The organism is Pseudoalteromonas sp. XMcav1-K, assembly GCF_044005875.1.
Lineage (GTDB): Bacteria > Pseudomonadota > Gammaproteobacteria > Enterobacterales > Alteromonadaceae > Pseudoalteromonas > Pseudoalteromonas spongiae.
Genome location: NZ_JBIPJE010000050.1, coordinates 266,197 through 288,613 on the forward strand (window position 1 = coordinate 266,197; position 22,417 = coordinate 288,613).

A 22,417-nucleotide genomic window follows, 5' to 3' on the forward strand; every position below is an offset into this window, starting at 1 on the left:
CCCATGAAAACAATCAATAAAATTATAATTGCCGCAAGCTTTTCGCTAACAACAGCACAGATTAATGCGGCGACTAACGTATTACCCAATGAATTCCAGATTGAGGTAGATCAACCCACATTCGTTTTGCCACAATTTTCTGGTCCATTTAGGGAACGAGAAGCAACCGTAGCACCAGAAGAACTTGAAACAGCAGAAAGGCTTCGCTCAATGCTAGATCAAGGCAAAAAACAGGCAGTACTCAAAGAGCTTGAAGCTTTCTACGATATAGAGCTCAGTGTCGCGATGATAATGCTTAAAGCGCAACTATATTTTGCTCTAGAAGAATACTCAAAAGCTGAAAAAGCATATCAGGCAGCTCTAAACCGAAGTCCACAGTTAGTGCGTGCTCATAGTGACTTAGGGCAGCTGTACCTCATTCAAAAGCAATATAAAAAAGCGCGCAGTTATTTTGCGAGAGCAGTGGCATTAGGCGCTAATGACGCTGTAATTCATGGTCAACTTGCCTACTTAAATTTAACCCAATTTGGCGCGTATGCTGCTATAAGCGCATATCAACAGGCATTAGCCATTGAACCTGAACGAGAGCAATGGCAACAAGGTTTATTTGTTGCACTTACAGAAGCAAAAATGTATCAAGCTGCAGAAGCTTTACTGTCAGATCTTATTGAAAAATCACCGAATAAAAGTAGTATATGGTTAAACCAAGCAGTACTAAAACTCGAACAAAATGATAGTCTTGGTGCACTTAGCGCGCTCGAATTGGCTATCTTATTAGGAGATAATCGAGAATCTAATCTAAAGACTGCTGCACAACTGCATTTACAACTTGATAGCTTTGACAGGGCTGTTGAGTTAATCAATACGCATTTATCAAACTACAAACTTGATCTAGCAAGCCTAAATACCTATTTAACTTGGCTCTCACAGCGTGGACTCAACTCGCAAAGCCAGCACATTATCGATAGTCTTGAAACTAAGTTCGCTACTTTCGATAACAAAACCAAAAGTGTAATACTGCTGCACCGCGCGAAGATTTCACAAGAAAATCAACAACTAAAATCAGCTAAAAATGACTTTCAGCAAGCGCTTAACTTTAATCCTAATCATGGTGAAGTGCTCATTGCTTACGCTGATTTTTTAGCGAGTCAAAAGCAATTTACCCAAGCTGAAACGTTACTCTTAAGGGCTGAGGCGTTAGACAAAACACAAAAACAAGCCATGCTCAACAGAGCACAAATGTATGTAGATCTGCAAAACTTTGCAGCTGCCTTGTCCGTGTTAAAAAGTGTTGCTACACGCTATCCGTCAACCGAGGGGATCAGGCAGCAAATAGACATTTTAGAGAATATTCTAATTACAAAAGCACAACACACACAAAGTTAGGGACAGAAAATGAAAACTAAAATAACTACAATTATATTACTCGGCCTATTAACGGGCTGTGTTTCAACAGATGAACAAGCGATCTGTAATGCCAATACCGATTGGAAAACGCTTGGTTATGAAACAAGTCAAAGTGGTAAAAGTGTTCGCAAATTTGATAAGTATCAAACCCAATGCGGTAGCAATATGCCTGGTGATGCGAAAGAGTTATTTATAGCAGGCTACACTAATGGCTTAAAAGAATACTGTATGTATGAGAATGGCTATAAACTCGGTCAAGAAGGCCTGCAAACAAATGAAATTTGTCCTTTTGAGATGCGTTCTGCATTCGAAAAAGGTTATAAAATTGGTAGCAAAGAACGAAAAGAGAAACAGCTTAATGCAGAGCGTCAACAACGAGAACTTGATAGAGCGAATCAACGCAAATTAACCGAAGCGATGGAACGATAGCAAGCCCTTATCCTTAGTGTCTGTGTATGTATTAACACAGACACTACCACCTAATCGAAACTAACTGCTTTTACTCTTATATTTGATTTTGTAGAGAAAACTCATCTGCTCCTAGAATTCTTGCCTCTATCGCTTTGATGTGTTTTTTATCGGCGCGACGCCATGCTTGTGGGATAGCGTAAACCCCGTTTACATAATCAAGAAAACGTTCAATTAACCGTGTGTTGGGTTGCCAACTGTTAATTTCTTTCAATTGTTCAACAAGTTGTTGCTGCGAATTTGCAGGTAATACCATGCCAGGTAGAGCGTAACAGGCATTACCTAGCGTAATAAGCTTACCGCCTAGCTGCAAGGTTTCTAATCCAACGGTTGAATTAATGGTAATTGTCGCCTCAGCCCGTTTTATCAATTCAGACGCTTTTACGCCATTGGCAAACATCGCTTTATCATGGGCTTTATGTAAATGCGTGAATTTTTTTGGCCAGTTAGGGTGCTCTTTAAATACCACTTTAAGGTTACTTTGTGGCAACGCATCAATCGCTTGCATTACTTGCCAAAACAGCTGCTCCATACTCTTTATCCAAGGTGAATGAACCACTACTTGGGTATCGTTTGGTACTTGAAATGGCACAAAAATATAATGCTCTGGAAGTGCTACTTCCGCGCTATCGCTAGTGCGATTTTTATGGTTTTTTGCTTGTTCTATCGCTGCGAGTGCAACCCCTGAAAGCTCCCGTTCTAAATAAAACTCTGGCAGCTTTGGCAAACTCGATAAATAGTTTACTCCCTTGGGATCTAAGCATGTGGTGTTAGGTACTAAGCCATTTTCAAAAAACATCACCGGAATATTTAAACACTCAGCTGCACATACCACAGTTTGATTTGGTAGCTTTTTACCGTTCCAAACAACCACTTTATCTGGCTGCTCTGCTTGAAATAAATCGATAAATTTTAAAAAGCGTAGCGTTTCTACGGCTTTTAAGTACCCACGAAATACCTGACAAACTAGCTTTGATGAAAATAACGCGGGGTGACGCGCTTTTTTCCTCAATAAATGATGCGCTAGCATTTCATTACTATCAAAATTCGCCAAATGTTTTGTGTGTTTCAACGCTCCAAAACGCGGCCAACCAGTTACATGAAGTTGCGCGTCTAGGTTCAGCTTACCTACTAATTTTCGGTAATATTTAGCATGACTACTATTTCGGGATACAAATAAAATACGCATAAACAATAAGAAATCTGACTTTTTAGCGCAGTGTATGAAAGAAGTGTGACGAAATGATTAAGCTACAAACGTGTATAACGGAATTACTGTAGCTAACGCTAAAACGCGAAAATTTAAATCACATGGATATACCAAAATACATATCGCATTTAATATCAAAAGTGTTTCACAGTAAAAAGCGATGTATTTCGTAGCCGCCTCTGTGTTACAAAAGGAATAAGAATAAGTAAGATAAACGATCTTTCAGATCAGAATTAAATAATTAAACAAATAAAAGGCTCTGTATGATCTATGCAATGTTTGGAATGGTTTTATTAACGTTTGCCGTTGGTATTGTGGCCGTTACCACTCGTATTAAAAGCGTTAAAAATGGCAGCGTGAAAATTAAATACTATCGCACAATGGAAGGCCAAGACGTGCCCGAAAAATTAACCACATCAACGCGTTGCTTTAACAACATGTTCGAAGTACCGATATTATTTTATGTTGTCTCTACCTTGTTTGTGAGCCTAGAAATTACGAATGGCTTAGCGCTCACCTTGGCTTGGAGTTTTGTTACTTTTAGAACTTTACAGGCCTTTGTACACCTTACCTATAACAATGTACTACATCGCATGTTAACGTTTTGGGGTGCTGTGATCTCAGTGCTGTCAATGTGGGTTATTTTGCTCATTCAAATAGCGTAACCCGTGCAAAGAAACAAGGAGTACTAATGCAAACTAATCTACAATTTCCAAATTTAGACACTGCACGATTAACACTAGACACACTAACAATCGATGATAACGATAGGTTATTTTCGATTTTTTCAGATCAAGCTGTGGTTAAGTTTTATAATATTGAAGCGTTTACATCCAAGCAGCAATCTCTTGATTTAATAGATTTCTTTAATCAACGATTTAAACAGCAAGAGGGTATTCGTTGGGCTATTCGCCTCAAAGAAACTGGCGAGCTAATTGGCACATGTGGTTTTAATTCGTTTAATTCAAAAATGCACAATGCAGTGATTGGTTATGAATTTGCTAGTGATCATTGGGGCAAAGGGTATGCCACTGAAGCGTTAAACGCGATTATTGCACTAGTTTATTCAGACAACTCACCATTTGGTGAACTATATCGCATTCAGGCTGATACCATGCTGGGTAATGACGCGTCAGAATCAGTGCTTAAAAAGCTTGGCTTTAAACAAGAGGGAATCCGCCGCGCAAGTGGCTTTTGGAAAAACCAATATCACAATTTAACGTGCTTTGGTTTACTAAAACCCGAGTTTACGCCACGTTAAATAAGAGCGGCCTGAAAGCTAACTCGGGCCGCAATTATCATCAAAGATTAAGCGCTTTTATTAATCGCGGTCATCCCAGTCATGATCATCAAATTTCTTACGCTTATTTTTATTGTCAAATTTGGCTTTCAGCTTATCGCGCTTTGATTTTCGGCCAACTTTTGTTTTTTCTAAATAGCTATCTTGTTGCAAACTACGCTTCATCATATCCCTCAAATGAATAATGTTGTTCTGTACGTGAACTATTCGCACTGGCTCTGTGCGTTACGCTGTGAACAGCTTTTATGTATTTTCGCCAGAGCTTTACTTCATAGCTGTTAGAGGCAATATTAGACTGCATACAGGCCACAAATTCCGATTCAGCAGCAGATTCAGGATTTAAATTACCTGCGCTTAGCCCATTCAATGTGTCACCGTATTCAACTAAAAAATTAGCCTCAGAAATAGTAAAAAAGCCAGAACGCTCAATGCCACCGGCAAAATGCTCATCGTCATAAAACTTTCGTCGTCCAGCGCGGATCGTGTTTGTCATAACAATATTCTCTTATATTTGGGGCTGTTATTCGGCGATAAAACTAGCCAACAAATATGAAAGATAAATGACACTTTTAAAAAACATTCAATACAGTAAATATGGCGTGAACGCGCATAGTTGGTCAAAATGACAAAGTTCGAATGGCAAAAATTACTAATAATTCGTTTGATTGTTTTCTTTATTTTATTAAATAAGAATAAAACCTTATTATTCAATTAGTTAAATTTTGGCCTAGTGATTGCTTTAAATTGCTATTAGTCACTCAACACGACAATGAATAATAAAAATAATTCATTAGAAGGGAACATCATGTATAGAACATTTTCAGCAATTGCCATGGCAACACTGCTTTCAGGTTGTATTGTGCATATCGGTGGAAACACCAATTCTGAAGATACTCACATCGAGCGAGAATTAGTGCTAAACGCAAGTCAATTGTCTACACTTATCGCCGAAACTGGTGCTGGGTCACTTAAAATTATAGGCTCAGACAGCAGCGATAAAATTACAGTGAATGCCGACATTTATACCAGCGAAGATCTAAATTACGAACTTTCTTTAACCCAATCTGGTGATACTGCAAAACTCGTTGCAATACACGATATTCAAGATGGTTTACGTATTCACATCAACCAAGGGCATAGCATCGACCTTGTCATCACCATGCCAAGCAAGCTAGCACTCGAACTCGATGATAGCTCTGGCGATGTTACAATCAACGGCTTAAGTAACACCATTAAGGTAGACGATAGCTCTGGTGACTTAACCATTGATGGCGGTAAATCAGTATACGTCGACGACAGTTCTGGCTCACTTTACATAAGCAATATTCAAGGTGACATTGAAATTGACGATGGCTCGGGTGATACCCAGGTTGAAAACACCAAAGGTGCAGTCACCATTGAAGATGGTTCAGGTGATTTACTTGTTAGAAATGTTACGGGCACAGTTAAAGTAGATGATGGCTCCGGCGATATTACCGTAAACGGTGCGGGTGGATTGATTGTTGAAGACGATGGTTCTGGCGATTTAAATATCGATAATGTAAAAGGTGAAGTTAAAATCGATTAAACGGGTTCCACTAACTAGCAGGTGAAGTGTAAACCCCCTTTATACTATTTCATGCCTGTTGTGCTGTTAGGTTTGCTCCATTTTATCGTTCAAACCTAACAGCCAAGTTATTATAAATATACTAAAGCAAGCGTTTCGCGCACTAGAACAATCCCAAAACGAGTAAGGTTTGATATTAAACCAACACAGTTACATAGTTTGCATTTTTATTGTGTACGTTTTTTTCGTTTCTCTTTTAAAAGTAAAGCCACGCCTGCGCCATAGAATACGGTGAAAAAACAGAAGCCAAAACTCAACATAACATACCTAAAAATATCACTTTCAGCGGCATAACCACTTAAAATCCATGATAAAGAAAAAGGTAACACCACAATAGACACACCTCCACCACGAGCGGCCTTTTCAAATAGCGATTGCAGAGGTGAACAAAAATAAATAAGTACTGGTAAAGCTGTTAAGCCTATCATTACAAGTTCAAATTCTGTAAAGCTATCCATAATTCACAACTCCTTTAGTGAAATAAATACTTATCAAATGATAAGGTGTTTGTAGTCAAAACCGATGAAAATCACTTTTAAAAAAGCAAGTGTATAACTAGCTAATATGCAAGATATACTCATAATATCTCGCGTTTACAATACATTAGGTAGTGATTAATCCTATTTTCAAGTCTTTTACTCGTAAACTTTGCCTTTATGTTTAAGCCATCCGTGAGCATGTTTATTTCGCGGATCTTTGTGTGTCCAGTGCATCACGCCACCTTTTTTAGTCCACTCATATTCACCGTAAAACTCTACCTTATCACCCACTTTTAAGTTCGAAATGCGCGGCGCTAAATCAATATTATGTGCAACGAGTAGGGTTTTTAGAGCGTGGTAACGTTTACAGTCTGTTTCTGCAGCAGTTTGTTTGACATTTAGACAAGGCAGAGCGATTGTGGTGTAGTTATTCTACATAAATGAGCGATAACGCAGCATAAATGCCAAACACGCGCTGCCTGTAAGGTTCAACCCAAACCGTTATGCTCTTTGTTGCCACTTTTTGACTTAGCCCACTAGGCCTACTAAGCGACGCCGCGATCAAAACGGTTTGGATTTGAACAGAATTTAGACCGTAAATGTCACCACGCTCTAGCTAAACGCAAAATAAATTTTTGGTGTCTTGAGCCATTATTATCATCAGGCAAAACACGTAACACAGTGCCTGAACCTTTAACTTGTATATCACTTTGCTGATTTTTATAAGCGTTACTGAGCTGACGATCATTTGCGTGTAGGTTGATAGCGGTTAAGAAAAAACCAACTAATAAAAGGGCAGTGAAGTGTTTCATTTTCAATCCTTTGAGTTACTACTAGAAAGAGTGAGTATAAAATTAATGTGCTTTTTGACAAAGCCTGTTTATTGGCCTTAGCGTTTCAAAAATCCAGAAATTACATTTAAAGTTTAATTTTCAACAACAAGGTTATTTACTGAAAATGACACATTATTGGTGGTTTTGGCAAACCATTTAAAACTGTAAAGGGGATTTACACTTCCCCTTAGTACTTTTATAACTTACTCACTTTGCTCAAAATTTAATTCAAGTTCGGCCTTCTCAATGAGTTCTTTTGGCAGTTCTTTTTGTACAGCTACGCCGAGCTCTTTAAATTCAGCGGCTTGCTTAATTAAGTTGCCTTTGCCAGAGTAAAGCTGTGCAAATGCACGATCGTAACCTTCTTTTGCTTTATCAAGAGTTTTACCAACGCCTTGCATGCTGGTTAAAAAGCCATTTAACTTAGTATAAAAACGTTCTGCACGCTGCGCCAGTTCAGCGCTATGCTTACTTTGCTCTTCAAAACGCCACAATTGGCGCACAATATTCATGCTTGTTAAGAGGGTTGTTGGCGTAGCCACTAAAATATTCTTTTCGATAGCACGTTGATAAAGGTCAGGTTGGTATTTCAATGCTTCAACATAGGCCGATTCAATTGGCATAAATAAAATCACCACTTCAGGTGAATTTAAGCCTGGTAGTTTGTCATATCCTTTACTTGCAAGTTCCTCGATGCGTGCATTTACGGCCATTACATGTTGTTTTAATGCTTGCTCTGCAACCAGTTCATTGTCTGCATTTACATATTGAGTGTAGGCATTCAACGACGTTTTAGCATCAATGACCAAATGACGCTTTTGTGGTAAAAATACCACCACATCAGGTCGGTAATTTCCTTCCAACGCTTTAACATGAAATTCGCGTTGGTAATCATCACCAACGCGAAGTCCGGCACTTTCTAGTACATTCTCTAGCATTAATTCGCCCCAATTTCCTTGGGTTTTCTTTTGTCCTTGTAATGCAGTTGTAAGTTGCTCAGCCTGTGAAGTAATGGCTTGATTCAATTTTTGCAAATGCACGAGTTCTGTTTTTAGTTCTGAGCGCTGTTTTAATTCTTCACTATGAATGGTTTCAACTTTTTGTTTAAAGCCTCTGAGCTCTTCTTGCATTGGCTTTAGTAAATTAGACACGCTCTCTTGGTTTAACGATTTAAACGCTTGTCCTTTTTCTTCAAATATTTGATTAGCAAGCAATGAGAATTCTTTTTTAAGTTCAGTTTTAGCATCTTGTAAGCTCGCTAATTGCTGCTGGTAGCTGTGTTCACGCTCAGTAAGGCGTGTTTGCAATGCACTGTACTTAATACGCAGTTGATTGGTGCGTTCTTGCTCTTGTTGCCAGTTGGTAAAATTTTGTTCTGAGGTTTTTGCAAGGTCCGCCAGTTTTTCTTCTAATCCTGCTTTTTCTTGTAAATACTGGGCTTGTAGCAATGCAGTTTTGTTTTTAGAACGACCCACAGTCACCAAAATAGTCACTAAAAACACCACAAAAAGACATAAAAACGCTGTGATCACTATTTCAGGTTGGTTTAACAAGGCTTGCATAAGCGATTCCTATTTGAAAAGACGTGATTAGTATACCTTTTTTGCCATTTATGCCGCACACAAATCAATTATTTACATCACTACCTGTAAAACTTTTTTACACCCACATTGCCATTGAGTAAGTAAAAAAGTGGTTTATTGGCTAGTAAAAAAGTGATCTGTAAACATCTTTTACAGGTCAAAAATCGGTCTATTTATTTTTAAATAAAAGTTGGCTTTAATAACCTTAAGCAAACGAATTGAATTATAAAAAGGCTTTATTATGAATACATTAGATAATTTTTTAAGCGCACAAAACGGCTATAAAAAACTCTTAAAAGTAGAGCAGCAATTAATAAAAAGCGCAGTAAAAGAGTACCAAATTTCAGAGTTAGTAAAACAATGTTCCGAAGCGAGAACAGCCCGAAATCAGCAGCTTTTAGCCTTATTGCAGAGTAACGCTCTGGGTGCAGTCACTTTTGTTGGTATATTAATGATCCCATATTTAACCCTTATGGCTTTTTAATATGCGTTTAGAATTAATTAATGTATGGTGCAAGCAGTTTTCGACATTCAGGATCGATCACGATTTGCTGTTGCTCAGCGGCCGCTTGGTAAATATCCAGTCGTAAATGTTGTAGCAAATACTTTAACAAAGCGGCGCGAGTTTTAAGTTCTAACTTTTGCTCTGTCATTTGGTAATCGTGTGCAATCACCTTTTTTTGCAACTCAGTTAAACGGTGATCCGGACACACCACGAGCGTAACTTCAGTTTGCCACAGCGTATCATGCGCTTCATCAAACGTGGCTTCTCCCTCAAATGCGAATTCCCCCGAAAAACGGGACAACACAAAATCGCGATAGTCTTGGTTTTTCTCGCAAAATGCACGTACATGATAACGTGTACCGTCAAATACTAAGCTGTGGGGCTGAATAATTCGGTCTTCAAATTCAGGGCTCGAAAGTGAAATGTAGCCGATATCTAAACGTAATTGATAACGGATTGCTTGCAGGATAGGCCTGACTAATTGCGGGCTAATATTGCGGTGTACCTGCGGTAATGTTTCAACAAGCGATGTCACTGCATGCTCGCCTTGAGTGTTAAAAAGCGCGTGATAGCTTGAGAATTCTAAATCAATAAATTGCGGCGTAAAATCGACATTGGCAATGTGTGCACGTTGCTGGCTCACAAACTCAAATCCAGTTGGATTAAGCTGCTTGTATTCTGAAATGTATTTTTGTGCCGTGGGGCGGCTCGTTTCAAAGTAATCCATAAGTTGGCGAGCATTTAGCTTACCTTCCCATAATAAAAGCGCTTCAATTACTTGATAGCGTTTTATATCTTCCCAGCGCATTGTGTATGCCTTTGATGACGCAATTTTTATTATTTGAAACTATTTTGACCAAATAAAATGAAAAAAGCCAGCCACATTGTTTAATGAGGCTGGCCAAAAATTACTAACTTAGTAATCAACGGGAAATCATTTAATCCAGGGATGGATTGAGACAACAACAGCAAAGTCAATATGTCATCTGTAGTAATAGACTTACCGTTTTTCGTTAAGTTCAAATTTATTTAAAAAAATTACGAACCAATTAATTGCAGTAGATCTTGTTCACTAAAATCAGAAAAACCGTGGCTATTGCTATCGAAAAAGCGCTCGGCTAATGCGGCTTTCTCTTGCTGCATGCGCTGTACTTTTTCTTCAATACTGTTTTGGCAAATCAGTTTATAAACAAAAACAGGTTTATCTTGGCCAATACGGTAAGCGCGATCGGTTGCTTGGCGCTCAACCGCTGGATTCCACCAAGGGTCGTAGTGAATAACGGTATCAGCAGCGGTTAAATTAAGCCCTGTACCACCGGCTTTTAAGCTAATTAAAAACACGCTGACATCGCCTTGCTGAAACTTATCAATGGCTTTTTGACGGTGGCGAGTTTGGCCTGTTAGTAGGCTGTATTCAATACCAATTTCGTTAAGCTTTTGCTCAATAAGCGACAGCATGCTGGTGAATTGGCTGAAAATAATGACTTTTCGCCCCTCTTTTAACATTTCAGGCAGTGTATTAGCTAAATAGTTTAATTTAGCGCTGTTAATTGCTTCGTCTGGATCAGTAGACTTACTGATTAATCGCGGATCGCAGCATATTTGCCTAAGTTTTAATAACGACTCTAAAAACAGTAACTTACTAGCTTGTTGCTCACCGGCTTCAAAGATCGATTTAACTTTTGATTCAATTTGCTCACTGACTTTTTGATACAAGGATTTTTGGCTATCGCAAAGCTCAATCACTTTTACCATTTCCGACTTAGCTGGAAGTTCTTTAGCAACTTCCGCTTTCGTTCGGCGCAGTACATATCCGGCAATAATGTCGTTTAATTGTTCGGCGCGATATGCGTTATTTTCTTTCTCGATGGGTTGTTGGAAATGATTTTTAAAATATGCGGTGCTGCCAAGTAATCCCGGCATAGCAAAGTCAAACAACGATTTAAGTTCAGATAAATTGTTTTCTACCGGCGTGCCGCTTAAGCACAAGTGAAAATCACCTTTCAATGACTTAGCAAAGCGCGATACTTTTGATTGGTAGTTTTTAATGGTTTGCGCTTCATCCAAAATAATATTGCCAAAGTGCATCTGTAAATAGTGTTCATGATCGCGCAATAACAATGGGAAGCTGGTGATGACCACATCGGCCGTTGCCGCTTTAGCTAACAGCTTTTTACGATTCGCGCCTTGAACGGCAACCAGCTTTAAATCAGGTGTAAACTTTTCAGCTTCAAGCAGCCAGTTGTTTACCAAACTGGTTGGGCAAATAATTAAACTAGGCAAAGTACTGCGTTTTGCTTCTTTTTGGCTGAGTAAGAAGCTAAGTACCTGAATCGTCTTACCTAAGCCCATATCATCAGCCAAAATGCCACCTAGACCGTGTTTCTCTAAAAACTGTAGCCAAGCCAGACCTTTTAACTGATAGTCGCGTAGCGTGGCGTTTAGGCCGTTTGGTAAGCTTGCCGTAAGACTGCTCTCACTGTGCTCTAGATAAAACAATTCAGATAGTTGCTTATCTTCGATGATAAACATTGCGCTATCGCACACACGCAGCAACGTAAGCGCCGACAATGGCAAGGTAAAACGCTTAGGCCAGCGTTTTTCACCATAATACTGATCAATCACCTGTTTTAGATTTAGCGCATCGCTGCGGCTTACCACAAGCCAACGGTCTTGGTGATAGTTTATGTAATAATCTTTGTTCGCTTTGTTATTGATTAACGCCGCTTTTTCTCGCAACAAATTAAAATCAAGTACTAGCTGATCAACCGAGAAATTAACATCAAGTTGCAGTTTGTTATTTGCAACACGCGATAAATTGGCAACTAACTTTGCCTCTGACGGCATGTGTAACTTTTTAGTCGGCTCGCTTACTTTCCACAAATGACTCTTTAGTTCATCGCATACTTCATTGATAAACCAGTGCCATTGCACTTGGTTTTCATTGGCCGGTGGAAAACGAAAGTATCGCGTATTAGCTTCGCTAGAAACAAGCTCTAAGCCATAGTTGTTAAGCTGATTAATACACGTGTTTTCAAACGCGCCATTGTGCACGGCTGTTTTGTAATTAAAACTAAGGGCGAGTGTTGGCAGTTCGTCCACTAATTCAAAACGTAAGCAAGGCTGTGGGGTGGTTGATTGGCTGTCGCTGTCAACCAAATAGGGCACAAAGCCAAAACCGTACAAACCGTTAAGTTTATCCTGTGCTTGGGCGTAACTGCTTTTTTCAACCGCAGGCATGGTCAGTAATAAGCTCATTTCGTCACTGGCAAGACTGGTATCTATTTCACCAACTTGTTTTGTTTCTAAATCAACAAAATAGGGTGGTGTGGTCGGCACTAATACCCAATTTTGGTGAGTATTAATGCTTAATTTAAGTTCAGCCCCCAAATCGTTTTCTTGCCAATCTATAGCCAGTGGCTCTTTATGAATTAAGCTAAGCGGAGTGCGCTCATCGCCCCAATAACAGCGCTTAGTTTCAACGAGTTTTGCCAGTGCCAACGCGCCCCATTCACCATGTAGCGTCAGTTTACCTAACGTATTTTGCGATCGGATCCAACTAAATAGTCGAAAGTCTTTTTCATCGAGATCTTTTGGTGTGACCTGCGAGCTCAGTTGTTTGGCTGTAAGTGCACGACCTAATCCGTACTGATTTTCGCTACGCGGGGCGATTTTAGGCAATAACACGATGTCGTCGCCATTTTTCTCTAAACTAAATAACAGCACATTAGGCGCGTGCTTTTCAGATTTTGATTTCAGCGACTCTAACCGCGTAAACCAGTCATGCAGTAAGTAGTTCTTGCCAAATTCACCCGAGTGCTCGGTTTTTAATGATAAGAACACTGCCGCAATATGTTCGCATTTTTGCCCTAAACGACACGAACACGATGTGGTTACTTTAGGTTGGCCATTAAGTTGTTTGATGGTTGCTTGTGGGTAGAAAGTCTCGCCTTCTTGGTTAGCTACTTCACCATTGATTGATTTAAAGCCTTCGGTGGCCTCACGCCATAAGACAAGGTCATGACTAAGGTAATCTTTCGCTTTATTGAACACTGCAGGCTTAAAAAAACGTTTTAAGAATGACTCAGTTAGTGGAAAACTGGCCAGCTCCTCGTTTTTTATTTCATCAAATAAGGCGAGTAAATCGTTTTTTGACAAGCGCTGTGACATATCGGGGCTATAAAAAATCAATAATTCTGCCAGTATATGGTTATTTAGCTTGCGGGCAAAGCGAATTCTGGGGATTTATGACGAATTTATGATATCGATTAGCGAATGGTTAAAAATTGACATCAAAAAGCGCGCTTACAGGGCTGTAAACACGCTTTTAGTGTAAGTGACTACTCGTTATTGCGAGTTGTACTTGGTTAACGTTAGCAACTAACCTAGTTAAAGTTAGCAAGTAGCTTAGTTAATTGCTCCAAACGTTTGTCGGTCAGTACGCGATTATCAATTTTAATCACGACATCACCGCTCTTTTCGTGTTTTTGCGCGCTAATGTAGCTATTGCCCATATCGATATTTTGACGAGCGCTTGATTTAACAGGCTCTGCGTACGTTAATTCACGAGTAATTGCTAGAGCTGTTTTATCATCAGTATCAAGCGCGAGTTCAGCTAAACGCTGTTTAACGTCAGCCACTTTTTCTGCAAATTGTTGCGGATCTTTTTCGCGGGCATCAATTAACTTTTTAGCGACTTCGCGGCCTACATGGTTTGCAGTAGGGTAAAGCGATAATACTTCTTGTGGCAGTTTTTCATAGGCTTTCAATGCATCAGCTATCGCTGTGTGCGAAACACCTTCAATTTCAGCCAGTTCACGGTAAGAGCCTTTACGCCCTTCAGCAATTAAATCGTGTTTTGTTTGTGCGTAAGCTTGGCCTAGTTCCCATAAACTTGGCGCAATGTACTGATCAGATGACACCGCTAAAATTTTCGCATCTTCATCTGTAAAATCTGGCGAGCTGAGTACCAGATAATCACTGCCAGAGATCATACACGCTTTACGACGACGCGATCCTGCCAGTACCACTTCTTGTTCACCTTGTTGCCAACAAAGGGCAGGGTGTTGGTTGCGGCCATCACTTTTGATACTTGTAATAATATCAGCGACTGACTTTTCGTTCAGTAACGCTTGTACACGGCGGTTTTTACCATAAACGTCTGTACTTTTCGCAATATCTGCATTTTTGATCAGTTTGCAGTACAGTTTAATTTCACGGTTAGGATCCGATGGTGCAGGCATAGTGATCTGATCACCGGCTTGTGCGTTTTCTAATAAAGCGTCTAAACTGCTCGATTCCACTGTTGTTGCAAATGGATCGATGCGAGTATCATTCTTACGTTTCTTTGCCATTGTAAAACCTAAATTAAGCTGTTTCTAACTGACATTGTGTTGACGACCAGTTTGAACGGATCAACATTTCTAGTTCATCAACCACATCTTTGATGTTTTCTTGTGATTTTATTAAAGACTCGCGACTGGCGAGACTGTCAGATGTTTTTTGATCGAAAATTGTATTGAAAGACGAGGAACTTGCGGTAATTGCAGAGCTATGATTAATCGGATAACTCATCACCTGACGGCCAAACGCACTGCGCACATCTTTAACAATATCGCGCTGTGAGTGATTGCCTTTAACATAGTTAGTTACCAAGAACTGCATAAAGTCCCAACCATTGTGACCCAATGCCGCAACCGTATGATAAATTTCACCTAAACGCTTTAAGTACTTGTTGTTAGCGTCAAAATCGACCGCTTCTGGGTGAACCGGTATTAACATTGATGTTGATGCCATTAATGCGTTGTAAAACATAAAATTAAGTGATGGTGCTGTGTCGATCAAAATAATATCGAATTGATCTTCAACGGGCTTAATCACTTTATCGAGCAACTTATGATAATGCTGTGATTCTTCATACCCTTTGCCTTCTTTTAGCTCTGTTGCAGTTTCGTGCTCAAAGTAGAAGTCGTCCATGCCTGACGGTAAAAAGCGAATATTGGGGATATGCGTTGGCGCAAAAGCACTTGATACTACATCAGCCCATGTCTCACCGTCTTCGAGATCAATACAATCACGCATCAGATCGCCAACGGTAATTGGCTCAGGTTCTGCTGGTGGAAAGAAGCTTGTAGAGGACCCTTGTGGGTCAAGATCAATAATACCTATGCGGTAGCGTTTAATATTTGTTGTTGCTAATGCAGCAGCAATATTAACGAGACTTGTGGTTTTACCACAGCCACCTTTTAAGGAGTTAACAACAATAACCTGTAATTTATCACCTTCAGCGCGATTATCTGCAGGAATTCCTAAGATATCGGCCATTTGATAAATATTACTTAGTGTATAAGCATAATGACCATTTGCCCCTTTCTTAATATCAAGGTGGTCAAAATCGCCTTGGTCATGACGACGTTTAAGCGTGCGGTTGTTACATCCTAATAAGTCCGCAGCTGCTTTTTGCGTATACGTTCTTAATTCTTTTTCATCTGTCTTAATATGAGCGCGATAATGTTGAATACGCCCTTCAAGAGATTCCTCAGCTACTTTTGCAGTGGCCTTTAATAGCTTATAGGTACTTAACGCATTTTGAGTGATTGTCATAGCTAAACCTTAACACTTACGTGTAATATGCAAATGTCCATTAAATTTGCTGTTTTCACTATTCTATGACGACATCGTTTTAATTGAAAGAAAAAAATACTGTTTTATTGCGTTATAATTTTACTTAAAGAATAAGAAATAAGTTTAAAGGTGGTTAAATACTAAGGTATTTAAGGTTAGAGTTGTGAATAGTTGATCTAACTGTTTGTAAAACATCATTTTATTATTTTTTTTCGGATCGACTTTATACTTGGTAAAGATCCGTTTTATATCTACAGCGAGATCAGTCTTTTACTGACTAATTTTTATATTCACCGTTAATGTACAGTTTATGCACAGCACAATTCACAAAAAAGGCCGTTTAGATCAGCTTTTTACTAAGGTAACGCTTTGTAATTGTGCAATTTTTTAAGGAATTACTTAGATCGTGTTAATTAAGATCGGATCCTAACTTGGTTGAGATCAGATCCCTACTAATTCGATCTTGAGTTATCCACATTTAAAATTTTGAGTGCCCATTTTTACTGGCTCAGAACGGATTTTTACCAACTCGGGGCCTGTTTCTCTAAAAAAAACGCTATTTATACTAATAAATCGTGCTTTGAGTTGGTAAAATATCGTTCTGAAAACGATTTGTTAGTAAAAAAGTGATCCCAGTACGTCAAAATTTGATTTGTCTGTGTGTTTTTTACACGAAACAGCCATGTTTATTTCGTTTTATCTATTTTTAGTTGGTAAAAATTTGATCTGAGCAAAAAAAACGAGGCCAGATCACAATTTTACTAACTAATTTAATTAACTTTAGTAATGATCTGTGATGATATTAACAGATAATAAAAATTTAGATGGGAACTTGAATGTCTAACAAAGTAAATATCTCGGTTGAGAATTTGCCGGATACCTTACGTGGGCAGATCCATGGCGTTGAAAGCGCTATTGATAATGAAAATTTGGCATTGTTTACCGATAATAAAGATGTTCGTGTTCCTATTGAAAACGCTCGCCACGATCTTCGCGCGTACTCAAACACTTTTAATCATTATGATCTTTGGGGCCGCTTTGTGCGATCGGGTCATAAAAAACTGCCGGTAGAAGAAGCGCCGGGCAGAACGATTGTTACTCGACGTATCTCTGAACGCATTGATGGTATTCAATACGAAGGCGAATTAAAAATTACGCCTGCGGTTGTTAGTACCAAGCAGCAGGGTGAAGAAAAAGAATTTTTAGTCTGGCCATCTGATCGCGAAGAAAAAGTAGAGCGTGCCCTTATCCGCCTTGCTTCAAAAGGCAAAATTGTAAAAATTAACTTTAAATCGGGTATTCAATACGCGGTTGTATTCTCTATGAATGAGCTGGCACAAGAACTTAAAAGTGTTGGTCAGTCAATGCCTTACCCTCAAATTAAAGAGGCGTTAGAGGCGCTGCAAGGCTCTAAGCTGAGCTTTAAATATTCAGCGAAAGATACCAAAAATACTGATGTTGATGACTCGTTTTATGAGTCGAATATGAACTTTTTATCGTCGTTACATTTTAGCGGTAAAAAAGGTCAAGGCGGTAACATTAAGTGTGTTGCTTGTCTTAATGCCTTCGTTCACAACATGATCGATAACCTTGAATACAAAGGCTATTACTTTAACCGAGCACAAGAGCTTAAACGTGGTTTATCACGTTGGATGATGCTACGTCTTTACCATTTGTGGCGTTATGCTGCTCCAGGAAAAACACATCACTTCCGTTTATTGTCGATTATGGAAAAGTACGGATCAATTACAGGTGATGAAGAAATTACTGAGAACAAACTTAAAGCTTTGCGTCGTGATATGACGACAACGATGAAAGATTTGATCAGTAAAGGGGTAATTTCAGACTACACCATTGATAATGTTAAAGATGATAAGTCTGGCAAAATTGTTGATTACGTTTATGAAATGTTCCCAACAGATGATTTCTGTGAAGAAATGCTGAGCCTAAACAAGCAGAAGAAACGCTTGGAAATTCAAAGTGGTAAACGCATCGCCGATGACGCTATTGTTATTGACAACGAAGAAGATATTGTACAAATCGTTGAAGATTAAACGCTTTTACGGTGTTTCTAAGAAAAGTCGCTCAATTAGGTAGCGACTTTTTTTTGCGCGTGTATCTGGCTTTTTAGCATAATCGCTAAGCTTGCCAATTTTTGTAACCTTTTCAGCGTTAAATAAAATAAACGGTAGCGCTGCACTAACATGATAGCGATCGCTGGCGCTAAACCGCACGTTTACTTGGGGTGACACCCGAATAGGGCGACGAATACGTAGCTTTTTATTTTCACTTAAACCTACTATCCGTTGTTTTTCTTGTTCAACCATTGCTTGCCATGTTGCTTTATCTTGCGTGATCATTGGTTTATGGCTTTGGTTTTGCTGTAAAAAGGTAAGTGCCTGTTTTGCGCTTAAGTGTTGAATTGAATGTTTATGCATCCAAGTAAATCGTACTGAATACGCGCTGCGGCTTTCACAAAAGATCTGGCGATAAAACGCTAGGGTGATCAAGCTAGGAATTGCACTGTGAACCAGTTCAAAACGGGCGTCTTTGCTTTTTTCTGATAATACAATTTGCTTAAAATTTTGTTTTTCTTGATTAATTGCGCTAATAAGCGCTCGTATTTCGGGATCATCCCCTTTAATACCAATCACCCCAGGATGACGAGTCAATAATTTTCCGCTTAACTCGGGCTGTTTAAATACATCTTTAAATGCCGAGCAACTTTTATTGAGCGCATCTAATCCCTCAAAAGGAGTGACGGGAATTTCAGAGGGAGGACGGTGGTTTTCCGCTTCTTTGACTTTTGGCAGTTGATAATAATGACAAAATGCGAGATCTGAATTAACTAACGCGTGTTGTAATTGTTCAATCAGTTGAGTGCACTTATCAAAGTGGCTGCGCAGTAAAAAACGTTTATTCATTCTTTGATCTCTAGCGATACTAAGTGTTTGATGGTATTTACTGTTGCTGACAAGCACAAGCTTTATGCGCCATTTTCTGATATAAACGCAGTATTACCAATCAGTTAAATTGTTTCATGCGCAAACACGCTATTTTTACGTACGGTGTTGGGTTTATTGCTATTTTATTGAGCCTTTTTATTGGGCTCAATGGCGGTAAAACCATTCTGCCTTGGCAGCTAAGCGAAATCGATAAAGTGATTTTATTTGATTTACGTTTAGCAAAAATTATTACTGCTATAACGGTAGGGATCTGTTTGGCGATTGCTGGGCATTTGTTTCAGTTACTGTTAGCTAATCCGCTTGCTGAACCCAGTTTACTTGGCATTTCAGGTATCGCATCGCTTGCTGTTATCTTAGGTGCGGCGGGGTTGATATCAAGTGCCTTTGATTTTAGTGTGTTCTACATGTTTTTATTTGCCTTATGCGGTGCAGCATTGGCAATAAGTGTGATCTTTTTGTTCGCGAAAAAGCTTGGAAATTATGCCAGCCTCGCAATTATCTTGGCAGGTATTTGTATCACCACAATTACATCTGCGATTTCTAGTTGGTTTATTTTTTATTCAGATAACGATCAGTTACGCATTTTTAGTGTATGGATGCTCGGGAGTTTTGAACATGTCACTATGACTAGCGCACTGGTAACACTTGCAACAACCGGTATAATTGTTTCTTTATTAAAGCGTCGCAGTCGCGCACTTAATTTTGTCTATCTCGGCGATAGAAATGCACAATTGCATGGTATCGACGTAAAGCGCTTGCGCTTAGAGTGCTTGTCGGTTGCTGCTTTATTAACGGCAATTGCGGTATCGCTAGGTGGTATTGTGGCATTTTTAGGCTTGTTGGTTCCTCATGCATGCCGCATGATTTTCGGAAATGATAACAAGCATTTAATCACTAAACTATGCTTCGTTGGCGCTACGACTATGGTGTTTATCGAGTTTTTATCTCGTTCATTGATGAGTACTAACTTACCTTTAGCGCTAGTAAGTGCAACACTTGGTGGTCCGTTATTTATTTGGGTGTTGTTTAAGCACTTTGCGCACAGGAACCATATGTAATGACAGCGCCTATCAGTTTAAGTATTAACGATTTATTGTTAAACCCCTTCAATGGCTTTACGGTTAAGGTATCTGAGTTGTCGTTAAGCCCAGGTTTTTATCATTTATTAGGTGCAAATGGTGCGGGAAAATCAACCTTACTTGATTGTATTGCAGGCCTCTACAGCGAGGTTTATGGTGCGATTACTATTTCTGGAAGTTGCTACTCATCGTTATCGCTTCAACAATTAGCGCAAAAGCGGGCGTACTTAACTCAGCAAAACCAAGCTCATTTTTCAATTACTGGTTATGAAATGCTGGCAATTTGTTTTGATAGCGAGATAGAGAGTTTAAAAGTGCTACTTGAAAACAATGCGGTAGTGGGTGGCTTAGAAGTGGCCGATTTACTTGAAAAACCGCTGCAGTTTTTATCCGGCGGCGAACGTCAGCGCTGTTACTTAACGGCTACCTTGCTTGGTTGCGATGAAAAACTAAAGCCTCAGGCCAACCTATTATTGTTGGATGAGCCTTTCACCGGGTTAGATATTAAACATACGTTATGGTTAATCGATTACTTAGAACATATTAGCAGTCGAATTTGTGTTTTATCTTCTCATCATGAGGTGAATTTCGCCTTAAAATCGCAAAACCCCTGTTTATTAATGAAAAAAGGTTCGCTAATAGGCGAATTTAAAGCAGGTCGAGATATTAAAATTTCGAATCTTGTTGATTGTTTTGGCCTTAATTCATCGCAAATAAGTTATGAAAATAATGCTTATTACCAAATATCATGGAACTAAACAAATTATCACTTGAAATTTAATTTTAGCCCTGTAAATTCGGAACTGAGGTTATATTGGAATGAGGAAAAATGTAGTGAAACCTTGGAGCCCGAATAGCTGGAGAGATCTCCCTATTCAACAACAGCCAAATTACAGAGACGCTGAACAATTATCAAACGTAGAAGCACAGTTAAATTCAGCACCACCACTGGTGTTTGCAGAAGAAACTCGTAGTTTATTTAAGTATCTTGAGAATGTGTGCGAAGGTAAAGCCTTCTTACTACAAGGTGGTGACTGCGCAGAAAGCTTTTCTGAGTTTAACGCGGCGAGCATTCGCGATACGTTTAAAACGCTCATGCAAATGGCGGTTGTTTTAACTTATGGCGGTAAGTGCCCTGTTGTTAAAATTGCACGCATGGCTGGTCAATACGCTAAACCGCGCTCAGCTGATCTTGAAACGATTGATGGCGTTAGCCTACCGTCTTATCGCGGTGATATCGTTAATAGTTTCGAATTTACAGAAGATGCACGTATTCCTGATCCGCAGCGTTTAATGCAGGCGTATCATCACAGTGCGGCAACATTAAACTTATTACGCGCATTTGCTCAAGGTGGTTTAGCAGATTTACATCAAGTAAACCGTTGGAATATGAGCTTTGTTGCGGCAAACCCACTTAAAAACAAATACCAAGAGCTTGCTGATCGCATTCAAGATGCACTGCAGTTTATGGAAGTGTGCGGTATTACATCAGGTAACTCTGCAAATATTCGCGAAACTGAATTGTTTACATCGCACGAAGCACTACTGCTTGGATATGAAGAAGCATTAACACGTCGCGATCACTTATCGGGTGATTGGTACGATTGTTCTGCGCACTTTGTATGGATTGGTGAGCGTACACGTCAGTTAGATCACGCTCATATTGAGTTCTTCCGTGGCATTAAAAACCCAATCGGTGTAAAAGTGGGCCCTGGCATGGATCCTGACGAATTGATCCGTTTAATTGATGCAGTAAACCCAGATAACATCCCTGGTCGCCTAACGCTTATTACACGCATGGGTGCGGACGTATTACCTGAAAAACTACCTGCGTTGGTACGTAAAGTACAGCAAGAAGGTCGTAAGGTGATTTGGAGTTCAGATCCAATGCACGGTAATACTGAAAAAGCCAGCAATGGTTATAAAACGCGTAGCTTTGATAATATTATGCGTGAAATCAGCCAGTTCTTTGCGGTTCATAAAGCTGAAGGCTCATACCCAGGTGGTATTCACCTAGAAATGACAGGCCAGCACGTAACGGAATGTACCGGTGGTGCATATGGTTTATGTGAAGAAGACCTGGCACAGCGCTATCGCACTCAGTGTGATCCGCGTCTAAACGCCGATCAGGTACTTGAGCTTGGTTTCTTAGTGGCTGATTTATTAAAAGACGCTCGCAAATAAGCGGTGTTTTTTATCACCATAGAAATACATTAAAGGCCTAAATATGGGCCTTTTTTTATGGCTAAATGGATCGATTTTATATTCATTATCGTTTAATTTTATTTACGCAGTTAGGCTTATTTACGCTAAGCTTAACGATAGGTTGTTAATATTTATCGCTTTTGTTGTTTTGA

The 22,417-nt window shown here is 39.4% G+C and carries 21 protein-coding genes and 1 pseudogene; 10 read left to right on the forward strand and 12 right to left on the reverse strand.

The genetic code is table 11. From position 1 onward, the window contains the following. The first annotated feature begins 3 nt into the window (after positions 1 to 3). Positions 4 to 1,386 (forward strand): tetratricopeptide repeat protein, encoded by a 1,383-nt coding sequence (locus ACHSBP_RS17995; RefSeq protein ID WP_395389922.1) that lies wholly within the window; start codon positions 4 to 6, stop codon positions 1,384 to 1,386. A gap of 9 nt (positions 1,387 to 1,395) precedes the next feature. Beyond that, complete coding sequence (locus ACHSBP_RS18000) at positions 1,396 to 1,836, forward strand: DUF2799 domain-containing protein (RefSeq protein WP_395389924.1); 441 nt, start codon at positions 1,396 to 1,398, stop codon at positions 1,834 to 1,836. Between the two features lie 76 nt (positions 1,837 to 1,912). On the opposite strand, the gene ACHSBP_RS18005 is transcribed toward ACHSBP_RS18000, so the two are convergent. Further along, entirely contained in the window at positions 1,913 to 3,064 is a 1,152-nt protein-coding gene (locus ACHSBP_RS18005) for a capsular biosynthesis protein (protein ID WP_395389927.1), read from the reverse strand. Between the two features lie 284 nt (positions 3,065 to 3,348). On the opposite strand from ACHSBP_RS18005, the gene ACHSBP_RS18010 reads away from it, so the two are divergent. Next, on the forward strand, positions 3,349 to 3,750 hold the full coding sequence (locus ACHSBP_RS18010) for an MAPEG family protein (protein WP_395389929.1): 402 nt from the start codon (positions 3,349 to 3,351) through the stop codon (positions 3,748 to 3,750). A 26-nt stretch (positions 3,751 to 3,776) separates the two neighbouring features. Continuing rightward, positions 3,777 to 4,346 (forward strand): GNAT family N-acetyltransferase, encoded by a 570-nt coding sequence (locus ACHSBP_RS18015; protein ID WP_395389931.1) that lies wholly within the window; start codon positions 3,777 to 3,779, stop codon positions 4,344 to 4,346. Between the two features lie 60 nt (positions 4,347 to 4,406). Here the strand turns inward: ACHSBP_RS18015 and ACHSBP_RS18020 are convergent, their stop codons facing one another. Both ACHSBP_RS18020 and maoP read right to left on the reverse strand, forming a co-directional pair. After that, positions 4,407 to 4,550 (reverse strand): hypothetical protein, encoded by a 144-nt coding sequence (locus ACHSBP_RS18020; protein WP_395389933.1) that lies wholly within the window; start codon positions 4,548 to 4,550, stop codon positions 4,407 to 4,409. Beyond that, on the reverse strand, positions 4,540 to 4,878 hold the full coding sequence (gene maoP / locus ACHSBP_RS18025) for a DUF413 domain-containing protein (RefSeq protein WP_010558434.1): 339 nt from the start codon (positions 4,876 to 4,878) through the stop codon (positions 4,540 to 4,542). The genes ACHSBP_RS18020 and maoP overlap by 11 nt, the downstream gene beginning before the upstream one ends. 312 nt (positions 4,879 to 5,190) lie before the next feature. On the opposite strand from maoP, the gene ACHSBP_RS18030 reads away from it, so the two are divergent. After that, positions 5,191 to 5,952 (forward strand): hypothetical protein, encoded by a 762-nt coding sequence (locus ACHSBP_RS18030; protein ID WP_395389935.1) that lies wholly within the window; start codon positions 5,191 to 5,193, stop codon positions 5,950 to 5,952. Positions 5,953 to 6,158: 206 nt separating this feature from the next. Here ACHSBP_RS18030 and ACHSBP_RS18035 read toward each other — a convergent pair whose 3' ends face one another. The 4 genes and pseudogenes from ACHSBP_RS18035 to ACHSBP_RS18050 all read right to left on the reverse strand — a co-directional run bounded on the left by ACHSBP_RS18035 (position 6,159) and on the right by ACHSBP_RS18050 (position 8,865). Continuing rightward, entirely contained in the window at positions 6,159 to 6,449 is a 291-nt protein-coding gene (locus tag ACHSBP_RS18035; protein WP_010558436.1) for a hypothetical protein, read from the reverse strand. 177 nt (positions 6,450 to 6,626) lie between these two features. Further along, positions 6,627 to 6,818 (reverse strand): annotated as a pseudogene (locus ACHSBP_RS18040) (DUF3465 domain-containing protein); the annotation flags it as partial. Between the two features lie 254 nt (positions 6,819 to 7,072). After that, on the reverse strand, positions 7,073 to 7,282 hold the full coding sequence (locus ACHSBP_RS18045) for a DUF3465 domain-containing protein (RefSeq protein WP_010558438.1): 210 nt from the start codon (positions 7,280 to 7,282) through the stop codon (positions 7,073 to 7,075). 224 nt (positions 7,283 to 7,506) lie between these two features. Further along, positions 7,507 to 8,865 (reverse strand): DNA recombination protein RmuC, encoded by a 1,359-nt coding sequence (locus ACHSBP_RS18050; RefSeq protein WP_395389936.1) that lies wholly within the window; start codon positions 8,863 to 8,865, stop codon positions 7,507 to 7,509. Between the two features lie 262 nt (positions 8,866 to 9,127). Here ACHSBP_RS18050 and ACHSBP_RS18055 point away from each other — a divergent pair, with 262 nt between their 5' ends. Then, positions 9,128 to 9,370, forward strand: coding sequence for a hypothetical protein (locus ACHSBP_RS18055; RefSeq protein ID WP_010558440.1), 243 nt, complete (start codon positions 9,128 to 9,130; stop codon positions 9,368 to 9,370). Positions 9,371 to 9,383: 13 nt separating this feature from the next. Here ACHSBP_RS18055 and ACHSBP_RS18060 read toward each other — a convergent pair whose 3' ends face one another. The 4 genes from ACHSBP_RS18060 to ACHSBP_RS18075 all read right to left on the reverse strand — a co-directional run bounded on the left by ACHSBP_RS18060 (position 9,384) and on the right by ACHSBP_RS18075 (position 15,994). Continuing rightward, entirely contained in the window at positions 9,384 to 10,199 is an 816-nt protein-coding gene (locus ACHSBP_RS18060) for a YafY family protein (RefSeq protein WP_138629260.1), read from the reverse strand. 230 nt (positions 10,200 to 10,429) lie between these two features. After that, a complete protein-coding gene (locus tag ACHSBP_RS18065) occupies positions 10,430 to 13,582 on the reverse strand; it encodes an SNF2-related protein (RefSeq protein WP_395389937.1) in 3,153 nt (1,050 codons plus the stop codon). A 194-nt stretch (positions 13,583 to 13,776) separates the two neighbouring features. Next, complete coding sequence (locus tag ACHSBP_RS18070; RefSeq protein ID WP_010558443.1) at positions 13,777 to 14,745, reverse strand: ParB N-terminal domain-containing protein; 969 nt, start codon at positions 14,743 to 14,745, stop codon at positions 13,777 to 13,779. Between the two features lie 13 nt (positions 14,746 to 14,758). Further along, a complete protein-coding gene (locus ACHSBP_RS18075) occupies positions 14,759 to 15,994 on the reverse strand; it encodes an AAA family ATPase (protein ID WP_054977978.1) in 1,236 nt (411 codons plus the stop codon). Positions 15,995 to 16,851: 857 nt separating this feature from the next. Here ACHSBP_RS18075 and ACHSBP_RS18080 point away from each other — a divergent pair. After that, entirely contained in the window at positions 16,852 to 18,069 is a 1,218-nt protein-coding gene (locus tag ACHSBP_RS18080) for a hypothetical protein (RefSeq protein WP_010558445.1), read from the forward strand. 6 nt (positions 18,070 to 18,075) lie between these two features. Here the strand turns inward: ACHSBP_RS18080 and ACHSBP_RS18085 are convergent, their stop codons facing one another. Beyond that, positions 18,076 to 18,939: a DNA replication terminus site-binding protein gene (locus ACHSBP_RS18085; RefSeq protein WP_010558446.1), complete on the reverse strand. Its 864-nt coding sequence runs from the start codon at positions 18,937 to 18,939 to the stop codon at positions 18,076 to 18,078. A 116-nt stretch (positions 18,940 to 19,055) separates the two neighbouring features. Between ACHSBP_RS18085 and ACHSBP_RS18090 the strand changes: the two genes are divergently transcribed. The 3 genes from ACHSBP_RS18090 to ACHSBP_RS18100 all read left to right on the forward strand — a co-directional run bounded on the left by ACHSBP_RS18090 (position 19,056) and on the right by ACHSBP_RS18100 (position 22,244). Next, positions 19,056 to 20,039: a FecCD family ABC transporter permease gene (locus ACHSBP_RS18090; RefSeq protein WP_395389940.1), complete on the forward strand. Its 984-nt coding sequence runs from the start codon at positions 19,056 to 19,058 to the stop codon at positions 20,037 to 20,039. Next, positions 20,039 to 20,818 carry an ATP-binding cassette domain-containing protein gene (locus tag ACHSBP_RS18095; protein WP_395389943.1) on the forward strand — a complete coding sequence of 260 codons (780 nt, stop codon included), beginning with the start codon at positions 20,039 to 20,041 and terminating at the stop codon, positions 20,816 to 20,818. The genes ACHSBP_RS18090 and ACHSBP_RS18095 overlap by 1 nt, the downstream gene beginning before the upstream one ends. A 76-nt stretch (positions 20,819 to 20,894) precedes the next feature. Continuing rightward, positions 20,895 to 22,244 carry a class II 3-deoxy-7-phosphoheptulonate synthase gene (locus ACHSBP_RS18100; RefSeq protein WP_010558449.1) on the forward strand — a complete coding sequence of 450 codons (1,350 nt, stop codon included), beginning with the start codon at positions 20,895 to 20,897 and terminating at the stop codon, positions 22,242 to 22,244. Positions 22,245 to 22,417 lie beyond the last annotated feature (173 nt).

Excerpts from the sequence above, each read along its gene's own strand:
- ACHSBP_RS17995 (WP_395389922.1), top strand. The coding sequence starts at position 4 with ATGAAAACAATCAATAAAATTATAATTGCCGCAAGCTTTTCGCTAACA.
- ACHSBP_RS18000 (WP_395389924.1), top strand. The coding sequence starts at position 1,396 with ATGAAAACTAAAATAACTACAATTATATTACTCGGCCTATTAACGGGC.
- ACHSBP_RS18005 (WP_395389927.1), bottom strand. The coding sequence starts at position 3,064 with ATGCGTATTTTATTTGTATCCCGAAATAGTAGTCATGCTAAATATTAC.
- ACHSBP_RS18010 (WP_395389929.1), top strand. The coding sequence starts at position 3,349 with ATGATCTATGCAATGTTTGGAATGGTTTTATTAACGTTTGCCGTTGGT.
- ACHSBP_RS18015 (WP_395389931.1), top strand. The coding sequence starts at position 3,777 with ATGCAAACTAATCTACAATTTCCAAATTTAGACACTGCACGATTAACA.
- ACHSBP_RS18020 (WP_395389933.1), bottom strand. The coding sequence starts at position 4,550 with ATGAAGCGTAGTTTGCAACAAGATAGCTATTTAGAAAAAACAAAAGTT.
- maoP (WP_010558434.1), bottom strand. The coding sequence starts at position 4,878 with ATGACAAACACGATCCGCGCTGGACGACGAAAGTTTTATGACGATGAG.
- ACHSBP_RS18030 (WP_395389935.1), top strand. The coding sequence starts at position 5,191 with ATGTATAGAACATTTTCAGCAATTGCCATGGCAACACTGCTTTCAGGT.
- ACHSBP_RS18035 (WP_010558436.1), bottom strand. The coding sequence starts at position 6,449 with ATGGATAGCTTTACAGAATTTGAACTTGTAATGATAGGCTTAACAGCT.
- ACHSBP_RS18045 (WP_010558438.1), bottom strand. The coding sequence starts at position 7,282 with ATGAAACACTTCACTGCCCTTTTATTAGTTGGTTTTTTCTTAACCGCT.
- ACHSBP_RS18050 (WP_395389936.1), bottom strand. The coding sequence starts at position 8,865 with ATGCAAGCCTTGTTAAACCAACCTGAAATAGTGATCACAGCGTTTTTA.
- ACHSBP_RS18055 (WP_010558440.1), top strand. The coding sequence starts at position 9,128 with ATGAATACATTAGATAATTTTTTAAGCGCACAAAACGGCTATAAAAAA.
- ACHSBP_RS18060 (WP_138629260.1), bottom strand. The coding sequence starts at position 10,199 with ATGCGCTGGGAAGATATAAAACGCTATCAAGTAATTGAAGCGCTTTTA.
- ACHSBP_RS18070 (WP_010558443.1), bottom strand. The coding sequence starts at position 14,745 with ATGGCAAAGAAACGTAAGAATGATACTCGCATCGATCCATTTGCAACA.
- ACHSBP_RS18075 (WP_054977978.1), bottom strand. The coding sequence starts at position 15,994 with ATGACAATCACTCAAAATGCGTTAAGTACCTATAAGCTATTAAAGGCC.
- ACHSBP_RS18080 (WP_010558445.1), top strand. The coding sequence starts at position 16,852 with ATGTCTAACAAAGTAAATATCTCGGTTGAGAATTTGCCGGATACCTTA.
- ACHSBP_RS18085 (WP_010558446.1), bottom strand. The coding sequence starts at position 18,939 with ATGAATAAACGTTTTTTACTGCGCAGCCACTTTGATAAGTGCACTCAA.
- ACHSBP_RS18090 (WP_395389940.1), top strand. The coding sequence starts at position 19,056 with ATGCGCAAACACGCTATTTTTACGTACGGTGTTGGGTTTATTGCTATT.
- ACHSBP_RS18095 (WP_395389943.1), top strand. The coding sequence starts at position 20,039 with ATGACAGCGCCTATCAGTTTAAGTATTAACGATTTATTGTTAAACCCC.